At 53.8% G+C, this 16,451-nt stretch carries 25 protein-coding genes; 9 read left to right on the top strand and 16 right to left on the bottom strand.

Annotation, left to right across the window (positions count from 1 at the left end):
* Window positions 1-38 precede the first annotated feature (38 nt).
* From NNN71_RS02445 to NNN71_RS02395, 11 genes are read right to left on the bottom strand one after another with little or no spacing between them, the layout of a single operon-like run.
* Window positions 39-479 (bottom strand): hypothetical protein, encoded by a 441-nt coding sequence (locus NNN71_RS02445; RefSeq protein WP_271457782.1) that lies wholly within the window; start codon window positions 477-479, stop codon window positions 39-41.
* Window positions 472-702, bottom strand: a complete 231-nt coding sequence (locus NNN71_RS02440) for a hypothetical protein (RefSeq protein WP_271457781.1) — start codon at window positions 700-702, stop codon at window positions 472-474. The genes NNN71_RS02445 and NNN71_RS02440 overlap by 8 nt, the downstream gene beginning before the upstream one ends.
* Window positions 699-1,028: a hypothetical protein gene (locus NNN71_RS02435; RefSeq protein ID WP_271457780.1), complete on the bottom strand. Its 330-nt coding sequence runs from the start codon at window positions 1,026-1,028 to the stop codon at window positions 699-701. Before NNN71_RS02435 ends, NNN71_RS02440 begins: the two co-directional genes overlap by 4 nt.
* Window positions 1,021-1,374 carry a hypothetical protein gene (locus NNN71_RS02430; RefSeq protein ID WP_271457779.1) on the bottom strand — a complete coding sequence of 118 codons (354 nt, stop codon included), beginning with the start codon at window positions 1,372-1,374 and terminating at the stop codon, window positions 1,021-1,023. Before NNN71_RS02430 ends, NNN71_RS02435 begins: the two co-directional genes overlap by 8 nt.
* Window positions 1,371-1,862, bottom strand: a complete 492-nt coding sequence (locus tag NNN71_RS02425) for a hypothetical protein (protein ID WP_271457778.1) — start codon at window positions 1,860-1,862, stop codon at window positions 1,371-1,373. The genes NNN71_RS02430 and NNN71_RS02425 overlap by 4 nt, the downstream gene beginning before the upstream one ends.
* The gene (locus NNN71_RS02420) at window positions 1,855-2,271 is read right to left on the bottom strand and encodes a DUF977 family protein (RefSeq protein ID WP_271457777.1); all 417 of its coding nucleotides are present in this window, start codon (window positions 2,269-2,271) and stop codon (window positions 1,855-1,857) included. Before NNN71_RS02420 ends, NNN71_RS02425 begins: the two co-directional genes overlap by 8 nt.
* A 2-nt stretch (window positions 2,272-2,273) precedes the next feature.
* Window positions 2,274-2,696: a PerC family transcriptional regulator gene (locus NNN71_RS02415; protein ID WP_271457776.1), complete on the bottom strand. Its 423-nt coding sequence runs from the start codon at window positions 2,694-2,696 to the stop codon at window positions 2,274-2,276.
* A gap of 19 nt (window positions 2,697-2,715) precedes the next feature.
* Window positions 2,716-3,456, bottom strand: a complete 741-nt coding sequence (locus NNN71_RS02410; protein ID WP_271457775.1) for an ATP-binding protein — start codon at window positions 3,454-3,456, stop codon at window positions 2,716-2,718.
* Between the two features lie 2 nt (window positions 3,457-3,458).
* Window positions 3,459-4,232 carry a DnaT-like ssDNA-binding domain-containing protein gene (locus NNN71_RS02405; RefSeq protein ID WP_271457774.1) on the bottom strand — a complete coding sequence of 258 codons (774 nt, stop codon included), beginning with the start codon at window positions 4,230-4,232 and terminating at the stop codon, window positions 3,459-3,461.
* Window positions 4,233-4,288: 56 nt separating this feature from the next.
* Window positions 4,289-4,843 carry a toxin YdaT family protein gene (locus NNN71_RS02400; protein ID WP_271457773.1) on the bottom strand — a complete coding sequence of 185 codons (555 nt, stop codon included), beginning with the start codon at window positions 4,841-4,843 and terminating at the stop codon, window positions 4,289-4,291.
* Window positions 4,844-4,845: 2 nt separating this feature from the next.
* The gene (locus NNN71_RS02395; RefSeq protein ID WP_271457772.1) at window positions 4,846-5,076 is read right to left on the bottom strand and encodes a transcriptional regulator; all 231 of its coding nucleotides are present in this window, start codon (window positions 5,074-5,076) and stop codon (window positions 4,846-4,848) included.
* A gap of 120 nt (window positions 5,077-5,196) precedes the next feature.
* On the opposite strand from NNN71_RS02395, the gene NNN71_RS02390 reads away from it, so the two are divergent.
* Window positions 5,197-5,610, top strand: a complete 414-nt coding sequence (locus NNN71_RS02390) for a helix-turn-helix domain-containing protein (protein ID WP_271457771.1) — start codon at window positions 5,197-5,199, stop codon at window positions 5,608-5,610.
* 337 nt (window positions 5,611-5,947) lie between these two features.
* On the opposite strand, the gene NNN71_RS02385 is transcribed toward NNN71_RS02390, so the two are convergent.
* Window positions 5,948-6,136, bottom strand: a complete 189-nt coding sequence (locus NNN71_RS02385; protein ID WP_271457770.1) for a hypothetical protein — start codon at window positions 6,134-6,136, stop codon at window positions 5,948-5,950.
* Window positions 6,137-6,271: 135 nt separating this feature from the next.
* Here NNN71_RS02385 and NNN71_RS02380 point away from each other — a divergent pair, with 135 nt between their 5' ends.
* The 5 genes from NNN71_RS02380 to NNN71_RS02360 all read left to right on the top strand — a co-directional run bounded on the left by NNN71_RS02380 (window position 6,272) and on the right by NNN71_RS02360 (window position 10,535).
* Window positions 6,272-6,412 carry a hypothetical protein gene (locus NNN71_RS02380; RefSeq protein ID WP_271457769.1) on the top strand — a complete coding sequence of 47 codons (141 nt, stop codon included), beginning with the start codon at window positions 6,272-6,274 and terminating at the stop codon, window positions 6,410-6,412.
* A gap of 166 nt (window positions 6,413-6,578) precedes the next feature.
* Window positions 6,579-6,911 carry a hypothetical protein gene (locus NNN71_RS02375; protein WP_271457768.1) on the top strand — a complete coding sequence of 111 codons (333 nt, stop codon included), beginning with the start codon at window positions 6,579-6,581 and terminating at the stop codon, window positions 6,909-6,911.
* A 140-nt stretch (window positions 6,912-7,051) separates the two neighbouring features.
* Window positions 7,052-9,154: an exonuclease gene (locus NNN71_RS02370; RefSeq protein ID WP_271457767.1), complete on the top strand. Its 2,103-nt coding sequence runs from the start codon at window positions 7,052-7,054 to the stop codon at window positions 9,152-9,154.
* A gap of 57 nt (window positions 9,155-9,211) precedes the next feature.
* Complete coding sequence (locus NNN71_RS02365) at window positions 9,212-9,478, top strand: excisionase (RefSeq protein WP_333909570.1); 267 nt, start codon at window positions 9,212-9,214, stop codon at window positions 9,476-9,478.
* Window positions 9,456-10,535, top strand: coding sequence for a tyrosine-type recombinase/integrase (locus NNN71_RS02360; RefSeq protein WP_271457766.1), 1,080 nt, complete (start codon window positions 9,456-9,458; stop codon window positions 10,533-10,535). The genes NNN71_RS02365 and NNN71_RS02360 overlap by 23 nt, the downstream gene beginning before the upstream one ends.
* 390 nt (window positions 10,536-10,925) lie before the next feature.
* Here NNN71_RS02360 and NNN71_RS02355 read toward each other — a convergent pair whose 3' ends face one another.
* The 3 genes from NNN71_RS02355 to yobA are packed head-to-tail and all read right to left on the bottom strand — an operon-like array spanning window position 10,926 to window position 12,523.
* A complete protein-coding gene (locus NNN71_RS02355; protein WP_163448017.1) occupies window positions 10,926-11,264 on the bottom strand; it encodes a YebY family protein in 339 nt (112 codons plus the stop codon).
* A 12-nt stretch (window positions 11,265-11,276) separates the two neighbouring features.
* On the bottom strand, window positions 11,277-12,146 hold the full coding sequence (copD, locus tag NNN71_RS02350) for a copper homeostasis membrane protein CopD (protein ID WP_271457765.1): 870 nt from the start codon (window positions 12,144-12,146) through the stop codon (window positions 11,277-11,279).
* A 2-nt stretch (window positions 12,147-12,148) separates the two neighbouring features.
* Window positions 12,149-12,523, bottom strand: a complete 375-nt coding sequence (gene yobA, locus NNN71_RS02345; protein WP_271457764.1) for a CopC domain-containing protein YobA — start codon at window positions 12,521-12,523, stop codon at window positions 12,149-12,151.
* A 137-nt stretch (window positions 12,524-12,660) separates the two neighbouring features.
* Between yobA and NNN71_RS02340 the strand changes: the two genes are divergently transcribed.
* The 3 genes from NNN71_RS02340 to exoX all read left to right on the top strand — a co-directional run bounded on the left by NNN71_RS02340 (window position 12,661) and on the right by exoX (window position 14,330).
* Complete coding sequence (locus tag NNN71_RS02340) at window positions 12,661-12,891, top strand: DNA polymerase III subunit theta (RefSeq protein WP_271457763.1); 231 nt, start codon at window positions 12,661-12,663, stop codon at window positions 12,889-12,891.
* A gap of 88 nt (window positions 12,892-12,979) precedes the next feature.
* Entirely contained in the window at window positions 12,980-13,648 is a 669-nt protein-coding gene (locus NNN71_RS02335; RefSeq protein WP_167575575.1) for a carbon-nitrogen hydrolase family protein, read from the top strand.
* 22 nt (window positions 13,649-13,670) lie between these two features.
* Window positions 13,671-14,330 carry an exodeoxyribonuclease X gene (exoX, locus tag NNN71_RS02330; protein ID WP_163447983.1) on the top strand — a complete coding sequence of 220 codons (660 nt, stop codon included), beginning with the start codon at window positions 13,671-13,673 and terminating at the stop codon, window positions 14,328-14,330.
* Here exoX and ptrB read toward each other — a convergent pair whose 3' ends face one another.
* Window positions 14,331-16,382, bottom strand: coding sequence for an oligopeptidase B (gene ptrB / locus NNN71_RS02325; RefSeq protein WP_271457762.1), 2,052 nt, complete (start codon window positions 16,380-16,382; stop codon window positions 14,331-14,333).
* Between the last annotated feature and the right edge of the window lie 69 nt (window positions 16,383-16,451).

The raw sequence follows: 16,451 nt of genomic DNA, 5'->3' as shown, positions 1-16,451 counted from the left end.
AACTGGGTGCAGGTAATCGGCGTTATATAGGCGCATACTCACTCCCCCACCTTAACGGTGATGCCAGTGGTGGCGGAGACTTTCGGCTGCAGCATGTAATCGCAAATTTCTTCAATGTGGGACTCGCATTTGTCCTCTTCAGTCCGCGGTCTCACATCCGTTTGCTCAGCCTGCTGCATAATGACGCCCCAGCAGACACTATCGACCTCATCACTCCAGCCGTCGCCGGCAGACTCGCGGAAGTATTCGATCGCGTTCTGCGCTTCTGTCTGCGCGCGCTCTGCAGTGTCGTGATTAGTAAATCCGCCGTCAGTGTCATAAGCAAAATAGCCAACGGGCTGAGATGTAGTTTCGGCCTGAGAATGTGCGGCACACGGTGTTATGTAGTGAACATCCGAATATTCGCCGCCGCCATCGCTGAATTCCATTACGCAGCCGCATTTAGATTTCCCGTTCACAAAGACGATTTGGTTAGTCATTGTTTGCCTCCGCCTTGTTCTCAATTTCGTCCCAGACAACGAAAGCTGTGTTGTCTTCCGTATCGATTTCCCCACAGTGACCGCACTGCATACATGTCACCTGGTCGCCGTAAAAAAGTAAATTTTCGTTGCCTTCGGTATTAACCACGGCCTTCCCATGCCCACAGGACGGGCAGTTATCAAGCCAGTTGATGACTGTCGGATGATTGTTTTTTCTGCTCATGATGCACGCTCCTGCTCTCTGCGTTGGTGGCCCAGCGCATAACGCGCCTCTATCGGATCATCTTCTTCGTAATCACCGTTGACGCTGGCGATCATCGCGGTGCAGCACGCGTTACAGCAGCGATAGGACATTAACTCACCGTCAAATTTCCATGTCGTGCTACGGTGCGCTTCATCCTTTGAAATCAGACCGGCGCAAATATGACACCGGTATTCACCGCGGCTGGTGACGATCTTGTTTGAAAGCTCAGTGTCGGCAGGCGTGCCGAAGTCACCTTCGAAAAGGTCAAAGTCCAGCGCATCATCTAAGACCAACTTGTCAATCATTCCAGGCCTCCAGCTCGTTCTGAATTTCCTCGTCGATTTCATCGTTGGTGGCTTCTTCGTTCAGATACTCCAGCGCCTCTTTGCGGTATTGCTCCCGACGTTCTCGGTACCAGGGGGAAAACCCGGGAGTCCAACCGTTCTGATCTCCCACCTCAGAGAAAAAATCATGCATCGCGTTGTTGTAGGCCAGGTTGTCAACCATGCAGTCAGCGGTGGTCAGCGCGGCATCGCGGATGTACCCGCGCAGGTCGCGTTTACGCCACCACGGGCTCACCTTGGAGTCACACAGCCCTTTAAATTCGACGGTCCAGCGGCGTATGCACCGCCCGTTAAGTGTCTTGCTCATCGTGCGGGCTCCTGTTTTGATTTACGTAGAGCTTCTTTGTAACTGGCCTTTGCCGCTTTCATTGTCGGTTTCCACTCGCCACGAATGTCGTAGTACGAATCCCAATCGCGCGAGCGGCGAACCATTCGATATTCGTATTTGTACCGGCCTATCTCACGCTCTTCATAAACTGGCAGCTCTATCCCAAGCCACTCACCAAACGATTCACATACTTCTGAATGAAGGTAATCATCGTAACGAGTGCGTTTCTTCGGCTCTGGCAGTGCAGAAATTGCCGTTGCTTCGCCTTTTTCTGTGACGTGATAAAGTGTTCCACCACCAACAAAATCAGGTGCAGTACGGGAAGTAGCCAAGCCATCAGAAACCAGCTCTTTCCACGTCTCGTTATCCGTATGCCCTTCGCCTGCGAGGAAATAATTACGGTATGGCGTGCGATTACGCGCACTGATTCCCAGCGCATGCTGCATAAGCTCTATTCCGTTACTCATACGCGGCTCCCTGGCGTAACTGGGCGGCGAAATCATTTGCCACAAGTGAATACGGATGCTCACCACCACCGGCAACCTTCAGACTATTGGCAAACATCTCCACACCCTGCGCCCGCACTTCAGCCATGAAGGAATCGATAGCTGGGGCTGTCGCTGGCGGCCGCCGGTAGCTGTAGCGCTGCAGGTCAAAGTCGATAATCGCGCGCTGGTCGCGGAACAACCCGAGGCGACCATGGCGAACCACTTCGCCGCCGGCAGCTGCTTCGCGGAAATACTTTTCCGTCGTGCTGCGGTTAAGCCCCAGAATGGCGGACGCCTGCTTCACCGTCAGGCGGCCATGCTGCCGGGTCAGTTCGATGATTCGCCCGATACAGGCAGATTTCTGTTCCGGTGTTTTTGGTCTGGCCATCGTCACCACCTCCGTGCCGTTCTCAGGCAGGCGTCACGGCGCTGCGAGATACGCAGGACTTCATGCGCATTGCAGGCCAGTCCGAGGATATCGGTGTAAACCGTCGCCGCACGGCGCCAGAGCCCGCGGGATTCGAGTTCACGCGCGACGCGTTCGGCACTCTCGATGCGCGCCGGGTCCGGCTTATCCAGCATGAAGGGCAGCACCACGTCGGGAATATCTGCGCCGGGAGCCGCGGTGTAGGTGTACTGCGTGCCGTTGTGCTCACGGATAACCGTTCCATTGTTCGTCAGCCTGCGCAGAAAGTTTCCGGCGGAGCTGGAAGTGATATCCAGCGCCTCGCAGACATCCTGCAGGACGCAGCCAGGTATGTGGCGGACAACCACCGCCACCTGGTCAATCTGGTTGATTCGTTCACTGGTCATTGGTCAAAACTCGCTGTTGTTACTTCACGACCCGTAAGTGGGTCACGTTCTTGCGGTAACTGCCCCAGGTGAAATTCACCCAGATACCGCCGTCCATCGTCAGGCGATCCATCACGCGTTCGCCGAGCGTTTTTGTTAACTCCTGGTGATTCAGGTTTGTCAGCACCCCCACTGGTTTCATTGCCGCCAGGCGGCGATCGATGATCTGGTTCAGTAACACCCACTCCCCGCGGGTTTCCCGCTGCACGCCGACTTCATCCAGCACCAGCAGGTCAACGCGACACAGGTCGTCCAGCAGCGCCGCCTCTGACTTGCCGCCGTCGTAGCATTCACGAATACGCAGCATCAGGTCAGGAACGGTGACAACCAGCACGCTGTGCCCACGCTGCAGTAGGTAGTTGCCGACGGCCGCCGCCAGATGATTTTTCCCGGTGCCGCAGCCACCGCTGAACACAAAGCTGGCAAAGCCGTTGCCGAAGTTCTGCGCATAGCTTTTGGCGAGGGAAAGCGCCTGCTTCTGGCCGTCGTTGCTGACCTGGTAGCTGTTGAACGTACAGTTCCGGTGCAAATCGCAGATGCCGGACCGTCCGAGGATTTTCTGCGCTCGGGAAAGCCGGTTTTCCTTCTCGATCTCTTCGGCCCGTTTCAGCCCTTCCTGGCGCTGCCACTCCATCAGCTCGCTGGCGCTGCTGAATCTCGGTTGAGTACCGGCGGGCATCAGCTTCTGCAGGCGAACAAACAGTTCTGTCGTCGATTTCATGGTTACCCCCTGAACCCTGGCGGGATCGTTGAGTCAGGTTGAGAAATACCCATCGCTGCTGGTTTGCGCTGCGACGGTATCTGCTGGCGTACCCGGGATGTTCTCAGGCTCTGGGCGAAGGTCTGCTCCCATTGCATCTGGTGCTTCACCCTCCCCTCGCAGGTCCAGTAATCTCGGAACTGCTGAAGTTCTTCGGCGGTATAGCCCGGCTCGTCACCGAGGTTTATTCCCCAGAGTGTCGCCTGACGGGTAAAGTCGGTTCCCGGTAGCCAGTCAGGAGTGATCGGAAATTTGCCCATGGGTGCGAGATAGTCCGTGTCCGGGTTATCCACTGGCGGCATATCGTCAGTCGCGCCCGCCTCTCTCTCTGGGTTTAGATCTTCTCTTCTCTTCTCTTCTCTGGTCCGCTTTTTGTCCGCATCTGATGCGGACGATTTGCGGGCGTTTCTCTTTCTGTCCGCTTCCTGCGCACGACGTTTTGCCGACTGCCCGTTATGCTCTGAAAACCTTGGCATACAAAGGCTTGAGTTATTTTCTTCAAGCCAGCCAACAGCAATCAGAGCCTGTGCAAAACCTTCAAACCCGATCATGTCGTTCAGGGTCTTTGAGGAGTAACCGTCGAGCTCTCCGTCAACTGAATGGGCATCGAACAGACACCACGTCGCATGTAGTGCGCCAACTACGCGCAATCTGTCCGCATCCAAAGCGGACGCAATGCGGACGACTTTTGGGTGAGTGTGCAAATCTGCACGCATCTTTATCCAGTCTCCAGCCATTACCGCTCTCCTGCCGTGGATGATTCATTGGTCATTGGTCATTGGTCAAAACTCGATTAAAAACACTGCGGCGCCACGGCGCCGATACTTGCCAGTAGCGGCCCGGCAGCATCAGCGGGCAGCAAGTTAAAAAGGGCAATTGCTGCTTCTCTAATCTCCTTCTCCAGCTTCTGCAGCGGCGCGCCAATCAGCTTTGCCTGATGCGCCTCGCTGCACTCTTTCACCGCGCTGGCCACCAGCTCGGATTCCGTCATCCCCTGCTTCAGTCCATGCTTTCTGGCGATCTCGATAGGCATCGCCTCGGCGATCGCAGCCGACAGCTGCATGACGTAGCCGGTGTATTTGTCGGTGTTGTTTTCGTTCTTCAGGTAGCGGAAAAGGTTCTGCTTGTTGACAGTGATCCCCCGCCCGCCCAGGGCACGCCACTGCTCGGCCACCAGCAGGGCAATCTTTTCCTGCGCCTGACCGGGTATGCTGGCCTCCCACTCGCGAACGGCATCATGGATAGCGCGGCGACGTATTGAATCCCGGCGGCGCGGTGCATTCTGATTTTGCGTTTTCAGGGGAATAGCTTTCCGCTGACTATGCTGATCTACAGTGATGGATTGCATGGTCATGAGTCCTTCTTCGGTAAACCGTCTGTCGGATTGGGGTATGCAAGGGGATCGATCTCATGCGGTGTCACCTGCCAGTTAAGAATCTGGCATAGAGGCAAAATACGTCTCGGAGGTATAGAGCCTTTTCTGAGCCATTTGCCAACAGCTTGTGATGAAATACCGAAGCGCTCTCCGATGCTAACTTGCGACATTAAACTGCTGATTTTTTCTTTAACTTGATTGTCCATTTTCCATACCGTTTGCATGTTTGGGTGATTGGAGAATAGCACTTAAAACTTTAGGTTCCAACAAAAAATCAAACCAACAGTTCTAATGAATTGTTAAACCGATGGTTGTAAAATGGAAAAATGAATAAAATTCCTCACCCTGTGTTTGCCCAAAGAATCCATCAAGTGATGGAAGAAAACGGCTGGAGCATAGCTGACCTGTCTCGACGCGTTACGCTTTCTCACACCGCTGTGAGGAAGTGGGCCAGTGGTTCTTCCGTTGCGAGCGGAGAACGCCTAAAACGCCTGGCGGCAGTCACTGGGCGCCCTGAGTATTGGTTCTTCATGGAACCAGGTAGTGACGGTGCGGACGGGAAAGAAAATCCACCGCCACCACGCATTCTCGATGAAAAAGAAGAGACCCTGCTTTCTTTGTTTAATCAGTTGCCTGAAGCGGAAAAACTCCGTCTGATTATCCATACGAAGGGTGTGCTACAAGAAATGGCACTTCTTAAAAATGACGTATTCGATATCATCAACGATCTTAAAAAATAGTTATTCAATCTTCACTTCAAACTAATAGGTACCGCGTTCAGGTGCCTTTTTTTCGCCTCAAAATGGAACTTATAGTTCTTTCCGCTTTACACGTCGAACTATTGGTTGTATCGTCTATTCATCGACAACAAGCGCATCGTTGTCAGGTGAAAAACGTTCCGCCAGCCTGGCGTTAAAGGCAGTAATTGGAGGAGTAATGGACAGAAAAACGCGTGAACCCGAGTTGTTAACCATTAGCGCCGAAATATTGAAAATTTTAGAGAGTGAGCTCTCTGCTCGTGGCGTTAAGCCCACTCCCGAAAATTTACGTTGGGTAATGGCAATTATTGAAAAATCATTACCAGCTACCGGACTCGAGTTTTTTGTCTAGGAACTCCTCATATTTTACATAAATTTCTTCGATCTCATTCATAGGATCACGGGAAATAGAGTTAGAGCGAGGAGAGGCGATTTGAGCCGCTCTAAAAGCTGAGTGAGTATCGACAGCAAGACGCATTAAAAACATGACTTTTTCTTCTTTTGTCATGAGCCTTACCCTCCATGGGGTTGAAGTTATGGAGTTCCCTACGGTGAGGTAGGGTTCGTGCGCCGGACACGGGTAAAAATCCGGCAATCCGATGTTAACACAACCGCAATTATGTGGATTGCAGAGGGGACTTTTATGATTGATTTAGAACGCAAACCGGCTCGGCACCAGGCCGTTCGCCTGCCCATCTTCTGGGCTATCGTTCGCCGCATCTGCTACGTGCTGGCACAGAAAGGAAATCCGGCTGCCGACCAACAGCCTGCAGTTCGTTCTTAATCGAGTTTTGACCAATGGCTGTTGCCAGCCTGATGCTCAGTGCACGGGGCATCGTGATGGTAATACCGCCATCGCAACCAGAGAGAGGAAGACGACCCCGATCTGGTTAAGTTGGAAAAATGTTCTTTTAGCCCGTCTGGTGGCGGGCTCTTTTTCCGGAGGCATCATGTCAGCAAATGACCTTGCTCTCAGATTCAGCACTGCACCAGCAGAACAGCTGATTGGTGTTTTGCCCGTTCTAGAAGTGAAAGAGGCGTTGCGGGAAGAAGTTGAAGACGATGTGACGACCGAATTATGGCAGGAGCATCAGTTCGAAATGGACGCCGTCGAAGAACAGGCGGAGGAAGCGGAACGTCGCGCCAGTAAGCATGAAGATGCGGCCGATGGTCTCGCGACAGCCATCAGGCTGGCGATGACGCTGTTACCCGACTGCGAAGTAAAAACCATCCTCAGCGACGCGATAGAGGATAACCCGGGATACGGGCGCATCCCTCTATAACGCAAAAACCCGCGCAAGGCGGGTTAGTACGCCGGTCAGCCGACCAAAGCTTTCCGGAATCGAGTTTTGACCAATGACCACTACCGAGGCGGCAATCATCAGCTGCCGGGTATCTTACAACCTCAAGGAGCCCGAACGCAATGAACAACTATGCGTATCTCATCAAAGCCAGAGCCAAAGCAACCGAGGCCAAAAGCCTGTTTTGCTGGTTTTCCTCTAAATCTGATTCTCGCGCTGACCGCGAAATCCTCAATATTCTGGAAGACAACGGCATCGAAACCGGCCGCGGCGCCGACTACCAGCTGCCGATCCGGACAAACTGGTTCGTCGTTGACGATATGCCGGAGGAAGGCAAACTTGATAGTACCTGGTGCGACCGCTACGAGCTGGACGGCGACAGCAATAACTGGAAGAAGATTGTCAGCGCTGAACAACCAGCAGCGCCAGCAGCGCCAGCAGCGCCAGCAGCGCCGGACACTACCCCTACATCAGCGGCGGCGCAACCCATCCCGGAGCCATTCGACCCGGACCTGGTTATCGAGGAAGGCGACACCGACCGTACTGAATACGCTGTCGCTGAAATGACTTTCAGCCGACGGCTGCTCGCGGAGTTTATCTCCACTTCTACGGCTCACCACATCCGGCACGCGCAGCGCGTCCAGATCATCGAGCTCTCTCTGGACACCGACAACCACTATGTCCAGAACCTGTTGCTGGCGGCCAGCAACGTCAAGGAGCTGGATACCCTCAGTAACGCGCTGCTGTGGAAATATACCGACGCAGTAAAAACGGTATTCGACCCTGCCCTGCATCATGAGCTGACGCGCGTCATTCAGTTCTCGAAGCTCTGGCTGGCAACGGAGCATATTGATCGCGGGATACTGGTGCGCGAATGGGCGAAAGGAAACCGTATCACTTCCGTGCAGCGTACACCCAGCGGCGCGAACGCGGGCGGAGTGATTCATTCAGACCGTCTGACACCACAAACCATCCTTGGGCTTGAATACGAAATTGCACTTGGCATCCTCGCGCGGAACCAGGAATTCGATATCTATAACGTTCCTCTGACAGTGGAGTTTCTCGCCAATGACATGATGAACAAAATGGAGAACAAAGAATTTCTGGCTACCAGAGAGCTTTTTGTCTCCATGCCTGGCGGGCTGGACTATTCGCGCGCCTGCAACGTAGCCACGGTGAAAACTACACCGGGTGGTCTTTGGGAGTCTCCATTCCGGCACCGTGAATACCTCAATAAAGTGATGACGGAAACTGACCATGCGCACCCGGATGAGCTGATTGTGGACATCGCCTGTGGCCGGTCCTCTTCACCTATGCCAATGGCAGCAGAAGTGACTCAACCATCCGGGAAAGAAATCAATGAGCAGTTGGCTGCTGACCGCGGCGAATACGTACCTGGTATCAGTGACCCTGGCGATCCGAAGTGGGTACACGAAAACCTGATTAAAAACGCCTCAAATAATGGCGAAAAAGAAGAAGTGGAGACCACCAGCAATGTGCAGATGGAAGAGACTGTCAGCGTCGAAAACAAAACTCCGGCAGCGGTACCAGAAAGCCAGGCAACAGATTTGCCAGCTGAAGGCGATGCTGCAGCTGTTGAGCAAACAACTGCCCTGAATACTGATTCCGGTCATCATAATGATGACGGTGTTGAATGTCAGGAATTCCCCCACCTGATGATCGATGTCGAGACGATGGGCTCTAACCCTGACGCCCCTGTCGTGTCCATCGGCGCCGTGTTCTTTAACCCGGGCGCTGGCGCATACGGCCCGGCGTTCTACAAAGTCATCAGCCTCGAGTCAGCAATGGCCTCCGGAGGTATCCCCGACGCCGGCACCATAATCTGGTGGCTGAAACAGTCCTCCGAAGCGCGCGCGGCAATCGTCATGGACGACGCCATTCCCCTGGATGACGCCCTGCTCCAGTTTAACGAGTTTATCTGCGAGAACGCTGCCGGCGGTGCCGGGTCCGTCCAGGTCTGGGGCAATGGCGCAACGTTCGACAACGTGCTTATGCGTCGCTCCTATGAACGCACCGGGATCATCTGTCCGTGGAAATTCTTCAACGACCGCGATGTGAGAACCATTGTCGAACTGGGTAAAGCCGTCGGCATCAATCCACGCTATTCCATTCCGTTTGAGGGAGACAAACACAACGCGCTGGCCGACGCCCGCCACCAGGCAAAGTACGTATCGGCAATCTGGCAGCGTCTGACTGCAAACTGATTTTCAAAAATCAAACAACGTCGGCTGCTGCGCCTAAAGTAGCAGCTGGCTATCGAGGTGAATGTGAAACTCGTATCGCTAGAGCGTTGGGCAGAGCTTCGTTATGAAGATCCGCCGCCAATAGGCACTTTGAGAAAATGGGCAAGAAGCGGAAACATATACCCACCACCGGAAAAAGAAGGCACGAAATATCGGGTCCGACCGGATGCCATTTTTATCAGGCCAAATAAATACTGCAAAACTGTAACTACCAACCAAAGCAAGTACCCGCTGAAAGGGCGATTGATAGAGAGGATTATCGATGGGGAGGCCGGACAAGTATGATGCCAATCTGCCAAGGAACCTGACCTACCGTAAAGCCAGGAAATCCTATTCCTGGCGTAATCCTGTCGACGGGAAGGAGATCTCGCTTGGCAAAATTTCCCGCAGGGATGCGATAGCCCAAGCCATTGAGGCGAATCACTACATTGAAAAGAACTACACGCCCATCGCCCTGCTCGAACAATTAAAAGGGGTTAATGAATACACCATGGCGAACTGGCTGGTCAGATACGAAGTTATCCTGCAGCGCCGTAAGCTTGCAGCTAATACCTATAAAGTTCGTACCGGCCAGTTGGCAACCATCGGGGAGCATTTCGGTAACACCGTTCTGGCCAGCATAACCACCAGAGATATCGCTGAATTTCTGGAGCGCTGGGTTTCCTGCGGAAAGACTACTATGGCGGGCACTATGCGCTCAGTTTTGTCGGATGTGTTTCGTGAGGCCGTTGTCGAAGGTCGGATTGAAACCAACCCGGTCACACCAACTCGCGCACCAAAAATCGAAGTGCAGCGCGAGCGCCTGGAATATGAAACGTATTTGGGTATTCGGGCTGGCGCCGAGCATATGCCGGCGTGGTTCGGCCTCGCGATGGATCTTGCGCTTGTGACCGCCCAGCGGCGAGAGGATGTCGCCATGATGCAATTCACAGACATCAAAGACGAGCGGCTCTACATTGAGCAGCAAAAAACCGGAGCCTGTCTGGCTATCCCGTTATCCCTGACACTGAAGTCAGCAGGATTACGCCTGTCCACAGTGATTGATCGCTGCCGACTGGTAAGCCGCTCCAACTTCCTTATAAGCCCTGGCATCCGGAAGAATAGTCCGCAAGGCAACATCAATCTTGATAGTCTGACAAAAGGTTTTGTGAAAGCGCGAAATTTATCGGGGCTGGAATTTACGGAAAATCCCCCGTCATTTCATGAGATTCGAAGCCTGTCGGGGAGAATGTATGAGAAGGAGTTTGGAAAGGAGTTCGCCCAGAAGCTGTTTGGCCACAAATCTGAGAAGATGACCGAGAAGTATCTGGACAGCAGGAAAAAAGAGTACGTGATGATTTAACTTTTATTTGTAAATGAATTGTGAACGCTCAAGGCTGTATGATATAACAGGAAACACCGAATATGGGATTTCGGGCAATTTTCGGACATTTTCGGACACGCATCCGTAAGTTGCTGAAAAGAAAGATACATAAAAAGAGACCGAATACGATTCCTGTATTCGGTCCAGGGAAATGGCTCTTGGGAGAGAGCCGTGCGCTAAAAGTTGGCATTAATGCAGGCTAAGTCGCCTTGCTTTATAAGAATAGATGACCGTGACAGCTTTTCCAGTCCACAGGCCTGGTGAGTGGAAAATTTTCGTCGAATAAACGGCATAGCATAAAAAAAACCGCAACCATTCAGCGAGAATAGTTGCGGTTTTTTATTGAATATTAAAGAGATTTGCTATGTATCAACAAAGTTTCTCTGCGCGCTCGATAAATGGCGCAAGGCTCATTTTCACCCCGGGCTGATTCGGATCGTCAATCTGAATTACGCTCAACGGCTGCGCCTGAGTCTTACCGGCCTTTACCTGCTGCTCTGCCACATCGTTCAGCGGATACTGCACCAGTGTGCTCGGGTTAATCACATACAGCGCATTATCCGCACGGCAAGTCAGCATGACCTCTTCGCGATTAAATGCCCACTTCTCTTTTCCCACCTCAAAGCGGCTGACGGTAATGACCTGCGCTGCCAGCGCGCTGCTGGCAGTGGTTAACAACAACAAAGAGAGAATAATCTTTTTCATAATTCGCCAGTTCAATTAAAAAGGTTCCCAGGTGGCAAAAAGGCTGACGCACGCCAGCACCAGCGCCGCCAAAACAATTTCCACCTGCGTGGTACGTAAAAAGACACGCTGCGCCCATCCATTCGCCGCCGTCATCCTCGGCACCAGTAAATAGCGGTTAAACAGCGCCATGATAATCATCAGTGCGACTAATCCCACTTTCACCCACAGCGCAACGCCGTACGGGGTCGAGGCCATGAAACCGCCCTGAATCATCCAGGTATTGACCAGCCCCGTTGCTACCGCACCTGCCACGGCAAGATGCCCATAACGGGAGTAACGCATCATCGTCGTAATGGCGAGCTTGCGCCAGCGGCCTTTTGCCAACCGCAAACAGTACAAAAAGGGGACCAGCCCGCCGGCCCACGCCGCAGCGCAAAGTAGATGCGCGGCGTGATTAATGCGCTGTGCCACCCCGACGGCGCCTTCATACATCGCCGCATGGCCAACGCCAGCCAGCAGAATAAACTGCGCGACGCACAGAAGCAAAAGTCGCCGCATCATCTGCCGTGGCTGTACACACGCTATACCCAGCGCCACCCACGCCAGCACGATTTCCCACAGCCAGACGCTGCCAAACTGCGTATGCAGTACGGCCTGCCAGACCTCCGGGCGCCAGGTGTCTGACCACCCCTCCCCCATTAGCCCACCTTGCGCCACCAGCATCAGCATAGCCGACAGCACACTCAGCCCTAACGAGCTACGCAACAGCTGGGAAAAACGCTGTATCAACAGTCGGCGTAGTTCAGATGGCGCCCACCAGCCCGCGTAAAGCGTGCAGCCGAAGGCCACCATCAGCGAGGCAAAATGGATGAATCGCAGACCAGTATAGAGTGCCGCTAGCATGGTTACTTCACGCTAAACTGGTACTGACCTTTCGTTTTGTGCCCGTCAACCGACACCACGTGCCACTCAACGGTATACAGACCAGGCGTCAGCGTTTGGGATAACGGAACAATCAGCTGCGTTTTGTCATTTTCGCTACGCGTCGCCTTACCTGTGTCAACAACCTGTTGCTCCGGGCCGATCAGCTTAACGCCGCTAAAGTTAGCCTCAATACCTTCAGAAAAATTAAGCGTCAGCGTTTGCGGCGTCGACGTGATTTCAGCATTGGCGGCAGGTGTTTGTTGTTGCAGGTGAGCGTGAGCCCATACGGGCGAGGAGCCGAAGGCACTCAGAAGAAGCAGTGTAGCGCAGAGCGTGCGAGGCACGGTGAATTTCATTTCCATCATTCCCTTTTGTTATCAATATAAGTCAAAGAATAACGCTGTATAATGTTCACGTCGAGATGAGCGCCCTCCGGACTTGCCATTTTGCGAGACTCTTAGTAACTTTTGCGCGTATTCCCAAGGAGAAAACCATGCAAACCAATCTGGCTGCCCTGCCTCAGCAGGAAATGGATAAAGTTAACGTCGATCTTGCCGCAGCGGGCGTTGCCTTCAAAGAGCGATATAACATGCCGGTTGTAGCCGAAGTCGTCGAGCGTGAACAGCCAGCGCATCTGCGCGACTGGTTTCGCGAGCGGCTCATTGCGCATCGTTTAGCATCGGTAAACCTTTCCCGTCTGCCGCACGAGCCGAAACAGAAATAATTATTACTGTTAGTTACAATTCCTTACATCAGACTTGTTACTATTGTCCGGAATAAAACTCGCTGACAACGTGTTGAAGGACGCAACGATGCTGACATGGACTATTGCTGCAGCGCAATATGCTCCCCGAAGGGGAGATATCGCAGATAACATCACCCACCATTTGCGCTTTATTGATGCCGCAGCCGAACAGGCGTGTAAAGTGCTCATCTTTCCTGAACTCTCCCTTACCGGCCCCAACGACGAGCACACGCTCCCCGCGCCCCCATGTGATAGCCAGCTGCAACCGCTGCGCGATGCTGCGCAGCGCCACCGGATGACCATCATTGCCGGGCTGCCAGTAGAGAACGCGGGAAAACGTATTAAGGGAATCGTGATTTTCGCGCCCGATGCCGATGCGCCGATAAAGCAACAGCAGGGGCACGGTACTTGCCTGGCGCCAGAATCGGATCAGGTCAGCGTCTTTGAGCTAAACCACGAAGGTTGTGAGCTTTCCCCTCAGGCCTCGCTGCTGGCGACCGTCAGCTGCATGGCGGAACCACAGCAGCAGCGTATCACCCAACGTCTGCAGCGGTTTGCGCATAAGTACGCCATCGCGGTATTGAAGTCGAATTACGCCAGCGGAACCTTTTCCGGAGGCAGCGCGCTGTGGGATGAGAATGGCCAGTTGATCGTTCGGGCCGACAGCGGAGAATTGCTGCTCACCGGCAGAAAAAGCGCTCAGGGTTGGCAAGGCGAGATCATTCCATTACGCTAGTCCTTTTGGCCGGGAGTTCGCCATGCTGCGCGTTATTGATACCGAAACCTGTGACCTGCAAGGAGGCGTCGTGGAGATTGCCTCCGTCGATGTTATTGACGGGCAAATCGTCAACCCGATGAGTCACCTGGTTCGCCCCGACCGCCCTATCAGCGCGCAAGCGATGGCGATCCACCGGATTACCGAAGAAATGGTCGCCGATAAACCATGGATTGAAGACGTCGTGCCGTTCTACCAGGGAAGCCCCTGGTATGTCGCCCATAACGCCAGCTTTGACCGCCGCGTGTTGCCGGAGATGGATGGCGAGTGGATTTGCACCATGAAACTGGCGCGTCGCCTGTGGCCGGGAATTAAGTACAGCAATATGGCGTTATACAAATCCCGCAAGCTGAACGTAGCCACACCGCCGGGGCTACATCACCACCGCGCGCTGTATGACTGCTACATCACCGCCGCACTGCTTATCGATATCATACAAACCTCTGGCTGGACGCCGGAACAGATGGTTGACGTCACCGGGCGCCCCGCGCTGTTGCGCACCTTTACCTTCGGTAAATACCGCGGACAGGAAGTGGCGGAAGTGGCAAAAAACGATCCGGGCTACCTGCGCTGGCTGTTTAACAACCTCGACCGCATGAGCCCGGAACTGCGTTTAACGTTGAAGCACTACCTCGGCCAATAGCTAACGCTCTGATTGTCCTGGCAGGGTTCCCTGCGCCAGGGCAATCAGGAAGGCATACTCCAGCGCGACCCCTTCATAGCTCTTATAGCGCCCGGACTTACCGCCGTGCCCGGCATCCATCTCAGTACACAGTAGCAACAGGTTATCGTCGACCTTAAGTTCGCGTAGTTTGGCCACCCATTTTGCCGGTTCCCAATACTGTACCTGCGAGTCATGCAACCCGCTGGTGACCAACAGGTGCGGGTAAACCTGCGGCTGTACGTTGTCATACGGGCTGTAGGATTTCATATAGCGATAGTAGGTTTCATCCTGCGGATTGCCCCACTCTTCAAACTCGCCGGTAGTGAGCGGAATCGACTCATCCAGCATCGTGGTCAGCACATCCACAAACGGTACCTGCGCGACTACGCCGTGGAACAGTTCGGGTCGCTGGTTGATAACGGTGCCCATCAGCATGCCGCCAGCGCTACCGCCCATGCCATAGCACAAATTCGGCGCGCCATAGCCCTTCGCCAGCAGCGCATCGCAGACATCCAGATAGTCGTTAAAGGTGTTGTGCTTTTTGAGGAATTTGCCGTCTTCATACCACTGCTGCCCCAGTTCGCCGCCACCGCGAATGTGAGCGATAGCAAAGACGAAACCGCGATCGAGCAGGCTCAGACGACTGCTGCTGAAATCGGCGTCCATGCTGGCGCCGTAAGAGCCATAGCCGTAGACCAGCAACGGATTTTTACCCCGACGAAAATGCTCATGGCGATAGACCAGCGAAACCGGCACCTCTACGCCATCTCGCGCAGTTACCCACAAGCGTTCGCTGCGATAACGACTGGCGTCGAAGCCTTTCACCTCCTGCTGCTTGAGCACGCGACGCTCGCCGCTGTCCATATCAAGCTCAAACAAGGTATCCGGCGTGGTCATCGACGAGTAGCCGTAGCGCAAACAGGCCGTTTCCGGTTCCGGGTTATAGGCAATCCAGGTGACATAGGCCGGATCGTCAAAGGCGATGGCCGTCTCCTGATGAGTTTGCCGGTGAATCTGCCGCAGGCTGGTTAATCCGCGTTGACGCTCTTCCACAACCAGCCAGTCGCGGAATAACGTGAAATCTTCCAGCATCACCGTATCGCGCGCGGCGATTATCGTCTGCCACTCCCCCTCTTCCCCGTTTACGCCCCGGTAGAGGCCAAAGTTTTTACCTTCGCGGTTTGAGCGAATATAGAAATGCCCCTGGTAGTGATCAAGACTGTATTCATGATCTTTACGGCGAGCTAAAAATGTCTGTGGTTTCGCGTCCGGGGTATCGGCATCCACCAGCAGCATTTCGCTGGTCGTCGCGCTGGACAGCGCAATCACCACGAACTGGCGTGACGATGTCTTATGCAGGCTGACGTAGAACGTGTCATCCTGCTCTTCATAGATAAGCTCGTCCTGGGTACCGGGTTCCCCTATCTGATGACGCCACACCTGCCACGGCAGTAGCGTCGTCGGGTGCTGGCGTACGTAATAGAGCGAGCGAGAATCATTGGCCCACACCACGCCCGGCGAAACATTTTCAATCACCTCCGGTAACCAGGTCTCATTTTCCAGATGACGAATCCGCAGACCGTACTGGCGGCGCGAGAGGAAATCCTCGGTTACCGCCAGCAGATTATTGTCGGGAGCAACGTTTAGCCCTCCAAGGGTATAAAATTCGCTGTGTGCCGCGCGCTTGTTTTCATCAATCAGCAGCGACCACGACTCTTCTCCCAGCGCCTGGCGTTGATAAAGGGCATATTCACGCCCCGGCTCAAAGACCTGGCGATAGCGATAGCCATTTTTAATGTAAGGGGCGGAAACCTCTCGCGGCGGGATTCGGTCAACAATCTCTTTCAGCACGCGATCCTGTAGGCTTTGCTGGGATGACATCACCTGGCGGCCATAGGCGTTTTCCTGCTGTAAATAGTCGATAACCGCGGGCCTGGCGCGCGTGTCATCGCGCAGCCAGTAGTAGTTATCAATGCGCGTATCGCCATGCAAGGTCATGGCGTGAGGGATCCGTTTTGCTTTTGGCGGCATCTCGTTATTCTTCTGTTTTAGTCACACCCTATAAGGGTGGACAAATTAAACAATGATGCAAGCAAAAGC

Source organism: Kluyvera sp. Awk 3, assembly GCF_028069715.1.
In the GTDB taxonomy this organism is placed as follows: domain Bacteria; phylum Pseudomonadota; class Gammaproteobacteria; order Enterobacterales; family Enterobacteriaceae; genus Kluyvera; species Kluyvera georgiana_A.
Note: the sequence above shows the minus strand (reverse complement) of the source record. Positions and strands in the feature narration are given on the sequence as shown.

Excerpts from the sequence above, each read along its gene's own strand:
- NNN71_RS02445 (WP_271457782.1), bottom strand. The coding sequence starts at position 479 with ATGACTAACCAAATCGTCTTTGTGAACGGGAAATCTAAATGCGGCTGC.
- NNN71_RS02440 (WP_271457781.1), bottom strand. The coding sequence starts at position 702 with ATGAGCAGAAAAAACAATCATCCGACAGTCATCAACTGGCTTGATAAC.
- NNN71_RS02435 (WP_271457780.1), bottom strand. The coding sequence starts at position 1,028 with ATGATTGACAAGTTGGTCTTAGATGATGCGCTGGACTTTGACCTTTTC.
- NNN71_RS02430 (WP_271457779.1), bottom strand. The coding sequence starts at position 1,374 with ATGAGCAAGACACTTAACGGGCGGTGCATACGCCGCTGGACCGTCGAA.
- NNN71_RS02425 (WP_271457778.1), bottom strand. The coding sequence starts at position 1,862 with ATGAGTAACGGAATAGAGCTTATGCAGCATGCGCTGGGAATCAGTGCG.
- NNN71_RS02420 (WP_271457777.1), bottom strand. The coding sequence starts at position 2,271 with ATGGCCAGACCAAAAACACCGGAACAGAAATCTGCCTGTATCGGGCGA.
- NNN71_RS02415 (WP_271457776.1), bottom strand. The coding sequence starts at position 2,696 with ATGACCAGTGAACGAATCAACCAGATTGACCAGGTGGCGGTGGTTGTC.
- NNN71_RS02410 (WP_271457775.1), bottom strand. The coding sequence starts at position 3,456 with ATGAAATCGACGACAGAACTGTTTGTTCGCCTGCAGAAGCTGATGCCC.
- NNN71_RS02405 (WP_271457774.1), bottom strand. The coding sequence starts at position 4,232 with ATGGCTGGAGACTGGATAAAGATGCGTGCAGATTTGCACACTCACCCA.
- NNN71_RS02400 (WP_271457773.1), bottom strand. The coding sequence starts at position 4,843 with ATGCAATCCATCACTGTAGATCAGCATAGTCAGCGGAAAGCTATTCCC.
- NNN71_RS02395 (WP_271457772.1), bottom strand. The coding sequence starts at position 5,076 with ATGGACAATCAAGTTAAAGAAAAAATCAGCAGTTTAATGTCGCAAGTT.
- NNN71_RS02390 (WP_271457771.1), top strand. The coding sequence starts at position 5,197 with ATGAATAAAATTCCTCACCCTGTGTTTGCCCAAAGAATCCATCAAGTG.
- NNN71_RS02385 (WP_271457770.1), bottom strand. The coding sequence starts at position 6,136 with ATGACAAAAGAAGAAAAAGTCATGTTTTTAATGCGTCTTGCTGTCGAT.
- NNN71_RS02380 (WP_271457769.1), top strand. The coding sequence starts at position 6,272 with ATGATTGATTTAGAACGCAAACCGGCTCGGCACCAGGCCGTTCGCCTG.
- NNN71_RS02375 (WP_271457768.1), top strand. The coding sequence starts at position 6,579 with ATGTCAGCAAATGACCTTGCTCTCAGATTCAGCACTGCACCAGCAGAA.
- NNN71_RS02370 (WP_271457767.1), top strand. The coding sequence starts at position 7,052 with ATGAACAACTATGCGTATCTCATCAAAGCCAGAGCCAAAGCAACCGAG.
- NNN71_RS02360 (WP_271457766.1), top strand. The coding sequence starts at position 9,456 with ATGGGGAGGCCGGACAAGTATGATGCCAATCTGCCAAGGAACCTGACC.
- copD (WP_271457765.1), bottom strand. The coding sequence starts at position 12,146 with ATGCTAGCGGCACTCTATACTGGTCTGCGATTCATCCATTTTGCCTCG.
- yobA (WP_271457764.1), bottom strand. The coding sequence starts at position 12,523 with ATGAAATTCACCGTGCCTCGCACGCTCTGCGCTACACTGCTTCTTCTG.
- NNN71_RS02340 (WP_271457763.1), top strand. The coding sequence starts at position 12,661 with ATGCAAACCAATCTGGCTGCCCTGCCTCAGCAGGAAATGGATAAAGTT.
- NNN71_RS02335 (WP_167575575.1), top strand. The coding sequence starts at position 12,980 with ATGCTGACATGGACTATTGCTGCAGCGCAATATGCTCCCCGAAGGGGA.
- exoX (WP_163447983.1), top strand. The coding sequence starts at position 13,671 with ATGCTGCGCGTTATTGATACCGAAACCTGTGACCTGCAAGGAGGCGTC.
- ptrB (WP_271457762.1), bottom strand. The coding sequence starts at position 16,382 with ATGCCGCCAAAAGCAAAACGGATCCCTCACGCCATGACCTTGCATGGC.